Genomic DNA, 12,110 nt, shown 5'->3' on the forward strand with positions numbered 1-12,110 from the left:
CAAGTCAAAGATCGTTGTGGCACGTGCACAGCTTGTATAGATGCATGTCCTACTGGCGCTTTAAAACCCTATCAAATTGATGCAGGAAAGTGTATTTCTCATCATACACTGGAAGATCCTTCGGAAAGGATTTCCGATACACACGGTTGGCTTGCGGGCTGCGATATTTGTCAGGATGTTTGTCCTTGGAATCGTGTAAGAGCCAACAAGAAAGGAATTCGAACGAATGTAGAGGAATTTAAAGTTCGATCTTATTTTAAAGGGAATTCGGATTCTCTACTATCTCTTAATGAGCAAGAATTCAAAGAATATTTTTTTGATTCTGCAATATCACGCATGAGTTTTAAAATGTACCAAAGAAATATAAAAATGATAAAAAGATGATTTTAAAAGTTCGGGATTTTTTGGATTTTATTTCGATTGTTAAATGATAGGTTTGACTTTGAAATTTTGAATCCTTTTTGATTTGGCAAAATTGATCTTTGTTTCGGAGTTTAAGATAAGTTTTTAGACTTGTTTTTCAGCTTATAATATTTGCATTCAACTTAAGTGAGGAATTTATTTATATGTATTGGCAGATTTTTTCTCGAAACCATTTCCTTTATTTTAGTGTGTCTTTTTTTCTTTTTTGTTTTTCCTGTAATACAATCGACAAAGGCACGGATCGAGAGAAACTATTGTTTCTTCTCGGATACTTTGTGAGTTCTTCTGACGAATTCACTCACCAATGTTCTTCTGAGTTGCGCACTACGGATTTTGTTCCTGGAGCCACCGGGCGTAGCGGTGCAACCGGAATTACTTTGAATGACGGAAAGATCGCTTTTATTGGAGGAGAAGAAAATCTAAACCCTATATCCGATCGAGTTGAATTTTTCAATCCAAATGGATTTGTATGGAATCAGATTTCTTCTTTGAATTATGGAAGAGAATATCATCAATCCACAGTTCTGAGAAACGGTGACGTTTTGATAACCGGAGGATACGATAATATGGATCTGATTTCCACTGTGGAACGTTTCGATACAAATACAAATACTTGGAACTATGTTGCCCCTATGAATCAACAACGGGCTTTACATCGAACTATTCTTTTATTAGATGGCCGTGTTCTTGCGGTGGGAGGAAATTCAAACAATGAAAATGTGGTATCGGGAGCGGAATTTTACAATCCGAATCTGAATACTTGGACTCAAACCAATGCTATGAATTTCTTTCGAAGTCAGTTTACTCTTACACATCTAAATGACGGCCGTGTTCTTGCAGCCGGAGGTTTGGGATCGAATGCTGTCCTCAGTTCCGTGGAAGTTTTTGATCCAAATACCAACACTTGGAGTTTACTTGCACCTCTAAATCAACCTCGTTTTGAGCATTCTTCGATTTTATTGGCGGATGGACGGTTATTGGTAGCCGGAGGTCAATATTTTATAAATGGAAATTCTAACAATTATTTAGATTCGATGGAAATCTACGATCCTACTACGAATATCTGGAAGTTGATGAAAATGCCAGAATCAAGATCACATTTTACTTTAAATCGTTTAACGGACGGTTCCATTTTATGGGTCGGTGGAAGAAACCAAGGTTTTGTAAACAATAATTTTCGTTACATCCCAAACAAGGATCGTTGGTGTTCTATCACCCCATTGCGAAAACCGCGTTATGAACATTTTTCGACAGTATTGCCTGATGGTTCCGTTTTGATCTATGGTGGAATCGATGCAAGTGGCTATGCGCGTGATACCGAACGATTGCGTTAGGTTGTTTCTTGCCTATAATGGAATTTTTTTTAACTTTTGTATCAAGGTATAATAGTGAAAATTTGAAGGACAAGATATTCCTTCTCCGGGATCTAATTCGGGTTCATTGCAAATCGAAATATGAGAAGACTCTCATTTGAACTTTCTTGTGATGTTTGCAAAGTATGTTCGGTACAAATATGAAATTTCTGTTTGAATTTTGACTTATAGACCGCCGAATTATGAAAGTAGCGTTATGAGCATTTTCGACCATATTGCCTGATGTAGGTTTTTAGGTGAGGAAACGCTCAGTGTTTCAAGTAAATTTTTAAATGAGGAAATGGATGCTTCGTTATTTTCATAGAGATAGGTTTTTGATAGGAAATAAACCAATTCTGCTCATTTAACAAAAAGTTTTATAAGTTTTAAATTTAAAATAGAGAAGTCTTTCTCAAAACGTTAGAATGTAGGAACTCCTACTTTCTTTTACCAATCCAATTATTTTTGTTATCTGGAGATTTCTCCGTACCAGCGATCGAAGTGTAGTTGTAAAAGAGTGTGGTTCTGCGCTTCTTTCTTTAATTTTTTTCTGTTGGTTTTATTCGAATTTCTCAAACTAAAAGAAAACCCAAAGTTTGTTTTTTTGCAGAGTTCCGATGGTTTACCCAATACGTTTCTGTCTAGGAGGAGCCATAATAAAAAGTTAATTTTTGATGTTGAGACCTAAAATCAAAAATTGACTTGTAACAATCTCTGAATTTTCAAAGCTTGTATTGTGTTTTGGTTCTTAAGAATACCAGAAATGCAGTATAAAAATTTATTATCGTGGTTGAACTGTTTTTGAGATGGGATTCCTAATTTTGAATTCATTTGGCAGGAAGTGCCTATGAATCGAAAGAAATTATATAAATTACATTCTCTAGTAGGAATTTGGAGCGGGTTATTTTTAGTCGTGATCGGTTTAAGCGGTTCTCTTTTGGTCTTTGGACATGAAATTGATCAGCTATTGCATCCGAATCAGTGGTATGTTACAGACGGAACAGAGCGCCTGAGCATAGACACGCTTCGAGAAAAATTAAATCAAGCTCTTCCTTCCCACGCTTTGGCTGGCTGGTTACTTTCGGAAAAACGAAATCAACCAGATCAAGTTTGGCTTCACTTTCTAGATTCGGATCAAAAGAAGGAATTTGTAATTTTATTAAATCCTTATACTGGAAAAATTTTAGGAAAACTTGCCGAGAATCTTTCTGATTCTTTTTATGGTTGGATATTAAATTTACATTATACTTTGTTTATGGGTAGTTTCGGGTACTTTTTGACTGGAATTTTGGGAGTTATATTTGTTTTTCAAGGAATCAGTGGGATAATTCTCTATCGGGGTATTTGGCAAAATTTATTCCGACTCAGAACGACCCAATCGTTTAGAACATATTTTTCGGATTTTCATAAATTAGTCGGAGTGTTTACTCTAATCTTCAATTTGGTTTTGGGTTTTACGGGAGCTTGGTGGAGTGTACAATCTACCGCCGGACTTTTGGCTCGCGGGTTTTCAGAGGAAAAAAAAATCGGAAGTTTTTTCAACCAATCCATTTCAATGAATGTTTTATTACGAGATGCTATCGATCAAATACCCGGCTTTCGTTTGGGGTTTATTTCTTTTCCTCATCATCATGAAAAAGATCCGATTCAGTTTTATGGAACTGAGAAAGAGCAAAATCCGTTTCGAAGTCGGTTCGGTTCCTATTTTATCTTCGACTCGGAATCAGGAAAGATGCTAAAGATGTTTCATCTTTCGAATGAAAATCTATTTTATAAAATTGTGGATTCGTTTCGCCCTATTCATTTTGGAACATTCGGGGGAATGTTCACAAAAATCCTTTGGGTGATTTTGGGATGTGCCCCTGGAGTTTTATACCTTTCTGGAATAGGAATTTTTATCTCAAAACGAAACTCAAAAAAATCGAGGAAAAAACGAAAGATTTATTTCCTAAAAATGTAGGAATCCTCACAGATTACATTTCATAGACAAGGCCACACTATCCCACTGGCTCTAACTACTAAAATAAACGTCGGTAGCTCCTGTAGAAAAACGACTATATCCTGAATTTGGAAGATAAACGATTCATTCTTAACTGAACATTGTGAACCGTTTTGTATAAAACTGGAACCGCAACCAAGGTCAAAAAGGAAGAAAAAGCAAGTCCCCATCCAAAGGCAAGAGCCATTGGAACGAGGAATGGGTCTCGTCCTCCGATACCATAGGCAGTAGGAAGTAATCCTAAAACCGTTGTCACCGTTGTTAAAACTACAGGCCTGAGTCGTAACAGTCCGGTCTCGATCAGAATCGAATCTATGTCTTCTCCCGGTTTTTCCAACTTTAACTGATTGGCAAAATCTACGAGAACTATGGAATCGTTTACTACAACTCCCGCGAGTCCGACAATTCCTAAAAAGGCAAGAAATCCGAAATACTCCCCATGAAGAATAAACGCTAAAATTACTCCGATCAAAGAAAACGGAATAGAACTCACTACGATTACTGGCTGAATCACGGAACGAAATAGGGAAGCGAGAATCATGAAGATGATAATGAATGCAATTAGAAAGGCTCTCCCTAAACTTGTAAGTGATTCTTCCGTATCTTTGTTTTCTCCACCGAAACGCATTCGATAACCGGGATACTTATCTATGATTCCTCTGGAAAGTTTTGCAATTTCCGCGTTAGCTCTTCTTGTATCGGTTTTACTTTCATCCAAGTTAGCCGTAACGGTGAGAAGACGCTTACCGTCCAAATGATTGATGTTTGCCAAACCGGGTTCGCGAACATAAGTAATCAGCCTGGATACCGGAATGAGTTTTCCTAGTTGATTGCTTACAAAGATATTGTTAAGAGATCCAATGGATTTTCTTACCTCTTCCGGAAAACGAACCTTAACTTCTATTTCTTCGTCGGCCCGTTTAATCTTTGTGGCTACGGTTCCTTGAAATGCTGTGTTGATCGCCTGCGCTACTTTGAACACGGAAACTCCCGCAGTTGAAGCGAGAGATTCGTTTACCTTGATTCTAATTTCGTCCTTACCTTCGTTAAAATCGTCTCCAATATCCGTAATGCCCGGAACCTTAGCCATCACCGCTTTGTATTCTTCTCCGATTCGAATCAAATCGTCATAGTCGTCTCCACGAATTTCGATCGCCACAGGTTTTCCAACGGGAGGACCTCCTGAAATTTTTTCAAAATCCAAAACGGAAAGTTGTCCTTTAAAACGCGAAAATTCGGAAGGGAATGTGTTTAAATTGAAAGGTTTGTATTCTTCTTTTTTCTTTTCTGCTTCTTTTTTACGAGTTTCCTCAAGTACTTTCACGGATTTTTCATTCAAAAGCCAGATCGTTTTTTCTCTTACTTCCGAAATGATCGTGTCGGTTGTTCTTTTTCTATTTTCTTCAGGCGCTAAATATACGAGAATTTGACCGTAATGTTTTCCTCGTTTGGTGAAAGGATCGTTCGGATCTTTTTGAATGATTCCTACTCTAGTTACGTAATTTTCAATTTCTACTTTGGAAATTTTTGCAAGCTCCATTTCTAAAACGTGGGTGAATCGTTCCATTTCCTGAAGAGACATCCCTGTTTGGCCCGTAAGTTTAATCTGGAATACGTCCACGGAGCCGGGGAAAAGTTTAAACTTTCCAAAAACTGCGAAAAGCGCAAAACTTCCCACGAGCATTGCAAACAGGTAGATAAAAATCTGAAGTCTATGTTTAAGAGAAAACTTTAAAAGAGGAAGGTAATAGTTGACTTTGAGTTTATAGAACCATCCACTCTCTTCCTTGATTTCGCCTGAATGAAATTTATGCTTGTTGATATCGTATAAGTGGGAAGGAAGAATAAAAAACGCTTCCGAAAGAGAAGCAAGTAACGCAATGATTACGACTAGAGGGATACTGTAGATGAACTTTCCAAAAATTCCCGTCATAAAAAGCATTGGGGCAAAGGCCGCCACGGTAGTCGTTACAGTAGCCGTAACAGGATCTATTACTTCGCTGGTTCCCTTTAACGCGGCTTCGTAAACTGGCATTCCTTCTTCCATATAACGGTACACGTTTTCACAGATGATGATCGCGTCGTCGACGAGGATCCCCACAACGATAATCAAGCCGAACATGGAAATCAGATTTAGGGTAAGGCCTAGGTAATTCATGACGATGAACGTGGCCCCGAAAGAAACCGGGATTCCGAGGGCGGTCATTAAAGCGACTCTCCATCCCAAAAATAAGAATAAGGAAGCCGTAACTAGAATAAGTCCGCCGATTGCGTTGGAAAGTAGTACTCCTAGTCTTCTTCGAATATATTTGGAAAGATCGTTTACGAACGCGTATTCGAATTCTTCTTTGGAACTTTTCTTAAATTCTTCGATAATTTTTTTAGCTTCGTCTACGACTAAAATCGCGTCGGCCTTTTCCCGCTTGATGACAGTCAAGGCGATCGTTTTTTTCCCGTTAACCTTATCCAGATATTCGGCTTCTTTCAGACCTTCGGTGACTCTTGCCACATGGTCGATCCGAATTGAATTCCCTACTTCGTTGGAACGAATGTGAACTTCCTCAATTTCTTGGGGAGAATCGAATTCTCCGATGGTTCTTAGGATGATTTCTTTTTGGTTTCCGGCGATATTTCCGCCAGGAAAGTTAATATTACGATTTTTTAATGCAAAGATGATATCCTGACTTGTGAGATATTTGGAAAACATCGCCATCGGATTAATGTCTACCTGCATTTCCGTATCTCTCCAGCCTCGTTTGGAAATTCTAGCAACACCTGGAATATCTTCCAAAGCCTGTTCTACAACTTTCGCTTGCGCTTTGAGATGTTTTTCTGCCTCGATGCTCGAATCGTTCGATTTCAGACTGATATCGATTTCAATGACGGGTTGTCTAGACGTTGTGATTTCTGCAACGAGAGGATCCTCTGCCTCTTCAGGAAGGTCTTCCACTCGATCGATTGCGGACTTTACGTCATCCACGACTTTCTGAGTGTCTTTGGAATCCGGATCTAAAGTAATCACGATACCAGAGCGATTTTCGATCGAGGCGGATCTGAATTCTTTGATTCCATCCACTTCTTTGATCGCCTCTTCCAAAGGTTTTGTGACAAGTTTTTCGATCTCGGCGGGCGAGGCGCCTGGAAATACGGTTACGACGCTTACAATGTCGAAGTTGATATTCGGAAACGCCTCTCGATTCATTTTTACGGCGGTAAAGCCCCCGATCAGAATAATTAAAAAGGTAAGGAGATTTACAAAGATACTTTTAGAGAGAAAGTATTCGACTAGTGATTTCATATATTTTGTTTTTTTAATCTAAAACGTTTCTGCCGGAATCGAGAGTGTCATTGAAACCGAACAGTTTTGTGTCCTTTAAACGGTCCACATAAAGAATTCCCGAAAGATGATCACATTCGTGCTGATAGACGACTGCTTTATAACCGTCTATCGTCTCGTCAAATTGATTCCCTTTTTCGTCCATCCATTGCATTCTAATTTTATTCGGTCTTTCCACGTAACCTCGCATTCCAGGTACGGAAAGGCAACCCTCCCAAAAACCGGAAGTATCTTTTGTAAGAGGAGTGATAACCGGATTTAAAATTACACGTTCGGGAACGTCCGGAGTGCCCGGATAACGTTCATTCTCTTCGGAACCTACAACTACGATCTGCTTCAAGATTCCGATCTGAGGAGCCGCTAGTCCCACACCCTCCGCGTGACGCATCGTATCGAACATATCTCGGATGAGTTTTTTGAATTCTTTTGTTTGAAGTTCATTTTCCGTGACGGGTTTTGAAACTTGACGGAGAATTGGATCCCCCATCCTTAAAATTTTTCTGACTGACATACTTAAAAACCAGGTTCTATCTTAAATTTTGACTTTTTTTGGACACAAGAAATCGGATCTTCTAAAGAATTTTCACGATCAAATTTTTCAGGAGAGTTTGCGCGGATTTGGAATCCGAAGTCTCGATTCTGAAAATCGGAAACCTTTCGATCCTATTTCCGAAGGTCTTAATTTGTTTTGCAATCTTTCCAGAATTTTTTGTAAAAACGATTGTGGGCAATCGGTCGGAATTCGCAAAACCGTATTGAAAATTTTTTTCTAAAGATTCGTAAAAAGAATGAAGTTCTTTCGAAAACAAAAACCAGGGAAAACGTTCTAAAATCCATTCCGCGCTTTTTGAAAACCAGAGAAAGTTCTCTTCGTTTTGAGAAAGAGGGGGATTGAGAATATAAGCCGCTTCGATCGCTTGCGGACATTTCTTTAGAAGCTCGAAAACCATTCCGGAAAACAAACCTTCTCCTATTAATTTGACCTTTCGTTTCGAATCTAGAATTTCCCGAGATAATAGATCGATACATTCTTCGAATTTTGGAAACCTGATCTGCATCGGGTTTGTAGGAAATTCGAAAATTCGCACGGAAAAGGAAGAAAGAAAAGCCTCCTCATCTAATGTCCTACCGAAAAATTTAAGTTCCGGAATGAGAACGAGTGAGTTTGTATTTTCGGTTTCAAACCGAACGATTCGGACTAGGTCGGACATAATGGATCTAAAATACGGATTTCCATTTCTTTGCCGAACTTTCTATAGGGCAAAAGTCCTAAAAGAGTTTGACAGAGAGAATCGAAAGTCTAAAAACTCAAATGGTGGTAAGTCGAATGTGGAGACGAGGGGAATCGAACCCCCGACCTTTTGAATGCCATTCAAACGCTCTCCCAACTGAGCTACGTCCCCGCTTGAGAATCAAGTTTTTACCAATTTCTTTGAAGTCAATAATAAATGTAGGAGCGGTTTAGGATGAGTGAATCGATTGAAGATTTACAAAAAAAATTAAAGATCCAAAACGATATCATCAAAGGTTATGAAAAAGTTTTAAGGCTCAACGAACAGGAGTTGAAGAATGCGGATGAAATCATCCGTATGTACGAAGGGATCATTCAGTATTCCGGAAAAGAACTCAAGGATGTTAGAGAAGCTTTCGATGCCACCAATTTGGTTACTAATCTTTCTCGTGAAGAATTGATGGGAGCCTTGTCTCGTATTAAAGAGCTGGAAAATGCTAATAAAAAACTGAGAGAAGAATCCTTAAAGTTTCAATCCGGCTAGAAGCTTCGCTTTGATCTCAAGTAAGAAACAGGATTCCCTCCTCAGACAGGATTCTGATGGAAATCTCTATCTGGAAAATAATCCAGGTCTGACGGTTGTTTTTCAATCTCTTCTCACAGAACTTGTTCGCCTAACATCCGCACAATTTGGAATATTCGGTTTTCGTTTAAAAGATGGGACTCTCAAGTCCATCTATGAAAATCTCCCTTCAAACATGGTCGAAGAGGCAAGGCTAGTCTCCGAATTTTGTTTTAAAACCGGTCAAAACTTCAATCTTAAAAAAGGAGACAGCCTCAGTAAGTTAATTCCCTCTTTAGAACAAAATTCGATCTGTTGTGTGTTGCATGTTGGAGAATTGGGGGCTTCTTCTTCAGAAGATCAGAAGAAAATATTTGGAACGATCTTTATCGGAAGATCAGAAGGAGGGGAATTTAGAGAATCCGATCTTGTACATTTAAAAACTACTGCTCGAATCATATCCGATCTTTTGGAAGAGTCTTTCATTTCGGGAGAATCCTCTTTAGTTGTTCTTTCCCTCATGACCACTTCGAGGGTTGCTCTTGAGTCTGTGCAGATTCGAAAACAAACTGATCGTTTCGACTTTTTGTTAACCGAAATCATTCGAGTTTCTGGGTTGATTAATAAATCCTTGGATCTTTCCCAACTTTTGGAAGCAATCATGCTGTCTTCCAAATCCGTATTTCGAACCGAAGCATGTAGCGTTCTTCTTTTAGACGATACGAAGGAATATCTTTATTTCCATACGGTTTTGGGAGAAAAGAGAGATGAGGTTACGAAGGTTCGGGTTCCCGTCGGAAAAGGTGTCGCGGGAATGGTCGTTCGAGATAAAAAACCGATGATCATCAATGACGCGACGAACGATCCCCTAGTTTATCGGGAAGTAGATAAGGCTTCTCATTTTGTGACGAGAAATATCATGGCCGCCCCTCTTTTGGTGGAAGGTCAAGTGATCGGGGTCATCGAGGCGATCAATACGATTGATCGAACTTTTTTTACAGAGGAGGATCTGGAACTTTTTTTAAGTTTTTCGGGGACTTCCGCACTTGCGATTCAAAAGACCGAACTTTTACAGAATTTGGAGGATGCAAACAAAGATCTTCGAAAAAAAGTGTCGGAGCTAGGGAGTTTGTTCGAGCTTTCGCAGGTGGTTTCTTCCGCTAAAAGCCAGGCGGATTTGATGAAACATTCCATTCCGGTAATACACAACGAGATGGATGCGGGTAAGACCGGAATTTTTCTCATCAATCGAAAAATGGGAATTCTCACTTCGATTGTATGTAATGCCGAAAGGAATGTGGAAATTTTTAGAACTACAAATTATCATAACAGTTTTATTCATCGTTCCATAAAGCAGGAGACAACGACGGTCAAAGAAGATATTCAGGATTTTGCATTCGATCACGAACTGGACTTGGAGTATCTCAAAGGGTCTTACATCGTTCTTCCTCTTACACAGCAAGGTAGAAATGCTTTTGGAGTAATTACCGTTTCGGATCGGGTGGATAAACTTTCGTATAATCATTCTCATCTCAGACTGTTACAAACCTTTGCATCCTTGATCGCGAGAGGACACGAAACGTTAAAACTTCAGAATGAGATGATTTCCAGAAAAGCGATGCAACATTCCTTGCAGAGAGAGATTGAGATCACAAGGGAAATTCAAAAAAATATTCTTCCCGAATTGAAAACGTTTCATTCCAACTTTGATATAGGAGTTAAGTCCGTTCCTGCTAAGGAAGTTTCGGGTGACTTTTACGATTATTATCAATATCAAGATGGACAGTATTCTTTTCTCGTATCGGACGTATCTGGAAAAAGTCTTCCTGCCGCGATTTTTATGGCTATGAGTTCTTCCATCATTCGTACGCTTGCCAGAAATCACGATTTAGATCCGGAGGAGATTCTTAGACAAGGAAACGCTCTCATCTACGAAGATTCGCATAACGGAATGTTTGTGACTACGTTTTTCATTCATTACAATCCCGCGATCTTTACTTTGGATTACGCGTCAGCGGGTCACAACGAGCAGGTTTTGATTCGAAAGGACGATTCCTGGGAACTCATCAAAGCTTCCGGTCCTCCTCTGGGAGTGATTCCATCTGCTAACTACAAAGGAGGAAGTTTGATTGTAGAACCGGGGGATATGGTGATTCTTTATACTGACGGAGCAATTGAAGAAAAAAATGCGAAAGACGAAGAGTTCGGTTTAGAAAGAATGATACGGGAAATCGTCGCAAGAAAACACCTTCCTTCGGGGCAAATCGTCGAAGAACTTTTTGGACTCGTACGAGAATTTTCGGGAACCTCCCAACTCTTTGACGACTTTACGGTGATGATCTTAAAATTCAATGACAACTATCAATTCTCTCGGACTTTTGAGGCGAATATTTCGTCGATTCCTCTGTTCAGAGAGTTCGTTTATGAAACGATTAAGGTTAGAAATTTGGAGGAAGCTCAGAAAGACGATATTCTTTTAGCTTGCGACGAAGCCGGTACGAATATAGTAATGCACGGTTATGAGAATACGAGTCTAAAAAATCCAAAGTTCGAATGTAAAATACGCTTTACAGGCGATTGGATTACTATTGTATTAATTGATTCCGGGAAAGCCTTTCAGAGAAAGGAAGTTCAAAAACCTTCGATTGAGGACAATCTGAGCGGAAAAAGAAAAGGTGGATTCGGAGTTTATCTGATCGAAAAACTTATGGATTCGGTCGATTATTCTAGCGAAGGCGGAAAGAACGTTTTAGTTCTCAAAAAGAATTTTCAAAATAAGGCCTCGAATGGAAATAACTTCTGAAATTAAGAATCATTCCAAGATCATTCATTTAATCGGAAACCTAGACGTTCATAACACACATAAAATCGAGTCCGCGTTTATGGATCAGGTCAAAACGGGAGTTTCTCGTATATTAGTTTTAGATCTTTCTTCCGTTGAATTCGTATCATCTGCAGGACTTAGAATCATCGTTGCCGCTCTCCGAATTTGTAAAGAAAAAGATGTCGAGTTCAGGCTCGCCGGAATCAAACCAGCGGTGAAAAAAGTTTTTGAAATCATCGATATGAATTCTATGTTCAGCATTTTTGAAACCCTCGAATCTGCCATAAAATAGCTTCCCCCGACGCACCAAGACCGAATTTAACTTTCCTGAGAATCCTCTCCTTAAAAACTGGATTTATTTTATTTCATTGAAAGGTTCTCG

9 protein-coding genes and 1 tRNA gene (1 of these 10 cut by a window edge) are annotated in these 12,110 nt (G+C 39.2%); 6 read left to right on the forward strand and 4 right to left on the reverse strand.

Translation table 11 applies throughout. The annotated features are described in order from the left end of the window. The 3 genes from queG to LEP1GSC190_RS07995 all read left to right on the forward strand — a co-directional run. On the forward strand, positions 1-384 hold the end of the coding sequence (gene queG, locus LEP1GSC190_RS07985) for a tRNA epoxyqueuosine(34) reductase QueG (protein WP_002761006.1). The gene continues 549 nt to the left of window position 1, outside the view; the window shows 384 of its 933 coding nt (coding positions 550-933); its start codon lies off the left edge, out of view; its stop codon occupies positions 382-384. A gap of 182 nt (positions 385-566) precedes the next feature. Continuing rightward, positions 567-1,757, forward strand: coding sequence for a Kelch repeat-containing protein (locus tag LEP1GSC190_RS07990; protein WP_002761151.1), 1,191 nt, complete (start codon positions 567-569; stop codon positions 1,755-1,757). An 865-nt stretch (positions 1,758-2,622) separates the two neighbouring features. Continuing rightward, entirely contained in the window at positions 2,623-3,735 is a 1,113-nt protein-coding gene (locus tag LEP1GSC190_RS07995) for a PepSY-associated TM helix domain-containing protein (RefSeq protein ID WP_002761043.1), read from the forward strand. 94 nt (positions 3,736-3,829) lie between these two features. On the opposite strand, the gene LEP1GSC190_RS08000 is transcribed toward LEP1GSC190_RS07995, so the two are convergent. From LEP1GSC190_RS08000 to LEP1GSC190_RS08015, 4 genes are all read right to left on the reverse strand, one after another. Further along, positions 3,830-7,072, reverse strand: coding sequence for an efflux RND transporter permease subunit (locus LEP1GSC190_RS08000; protein ID WP_004280093.1), 3,243 nt, complete (start codon positions 7,070-7,072; stop codon positions 3,830-3,832). A gap of 13 nt (positions 7,073-7,085) precedes the next feature. After that, complete coding sequence (gene def, locus LEP1GSC190_RS08005) at positions 7,086-7,622, reverse strand: peptide deformylase (RefSeq protein WP_036035093.1); 537 nt, start codon at positions 7,620-7,622, stop codon at positions 7,086-7,088. A gap of 61 nt (positions 7,623-7,683) precedes the next feature. Then, positions 7,684-8,322 (reverse strand): hypothetical protein, encoded by a 639-nt coding sequence (locus LEP1GSC190_RS08010; RefSeq protein WP_002761078.1) that lies wholly within the window; start codon positions 8,320-8,322, stop codon positions 7,684-7,686. A 119-nt stretch (positions 8,323-8,441) separates the two neighbouring features. Beyond that, positions 8,442-8,514: transfer RNA gene (locus tag LEP1GSC190_RS08015), tRNA-Ala, on the reverse strand. Between the two features lie 63 nt (positions 8,515-8,577). Between LEP1GSC190_RS08015 and LEP1GSC190_RS08020 the strand changes: the two genes are divergently transcribed. Genes LEP1GSC190_RS08020 through LEP1GSC190_RS08030 form a run of 3 tightly spaced genes read left to right on the forward strand, consistent with a single transcriptional unit; the run spans position 8,578 to position 12,020 of the window. Then, entirely contained in the window at positions 8,578-8,886 is a 309-nt protein-coding gene (locus LEP1GSC190_RS08020) for a hypothetical protein (protein ID WP_002726873.1), read from the forward strand. 10 nt (positions 8,887-8,896) lie between these two features. Continuing rightward, the gene (locus tag LEP1GSC190_RS08025; RefSeq protein ID WP_002760974.1) at positions 8,897-11,707 is read left to right on the forward strand and encodes a SpoIIE family protein phosphatase; all 2,811 of its coding nucleotides are present in this window, start codon (positions 8,897-8,899) and stop codon (positions 11,705-11,707) included. After that, positions 11,691-12,020, forward strand: coding sequence for an STAS domain-containing protein (locus LEP1GSC190_RS08030; protein ID WP_002761012.1), 330 nt, complete (start codon positions 11,691-11,693; stop codon positions 12,018-12,020). Before LEP1GSC190_RS08025 ends, LEP1GSC190_RS08030 begins: the two co-directional genes overlap by 17 nt. Positions 12,021-12,110: the final 90 nt, after the last annotated feature.

The organism is Leptospira mayottensis 200901116, from assembly GCF_000306675.2.
GTDB classification, from domain to species: Bacteria; Spirochaetota; Leptospiria; order Leptospirales; family Leptospiraceae; genus Leptospira; species Leptospira mayottensis.

What these genes read in the sequence shown, in the direction of transcription:
- def (WP_036035093.1), bottom strand. Translation starts at nt 7,622, where the DNA reads ATGTCAGTCAGAAAAATTTTAAGGATGGGGGATCCAATTCTCCGTCAA.
- LEP1GSC190_RS07995 (WP_002761043.1), top strand. Translation starts at nt 2,623, where the DNA reads ATGAATCGAAAGAAATTATATAAATTACATTCTCTAGTAGGAATTTGG.
- LEP1GSC190_RS08010 (WP_002761078.1), bottom strand. Translation starts at nt 8,322, where the DNA reads ATGTCCGACCTAGTCCGAATCGTTCGGTTTGAAACCGAAAATACAAAC.
- LEP1GSC190_RS08020 (WP_002726873.1), top strand. Translation starts at nt 8,578, where the DNA reads ATGAGTGAATCGATTGAAGATTTACAAAAAAAATTAAAGATCCAAAAC.
- LEP1GSC190_RS07990 (WP_002761151.1), top strand. Translation starts at nt 567, where the DNA reads ATGTATTGGCAGATTTTTTCTCGAAACCATTTCCTTTATTTTAGTGTG.
- LEP1GSC190_RS08030 (WP_002761012.1), top strand. Translation starts at nt 11,691, where the DNA reads ATGGAAATAACTTCTGAAATTAAGAATCATTCCAAGATCATTCATTTA.
- LEP1GSC190_RS08000 (WP_004280093.1), bottom strand. Translation starts at nt 7,072, where the DNA reads ATGAAATCACTAGTCGAATACTTTCTCTCTAAAAGTATCTTTGTAAAT.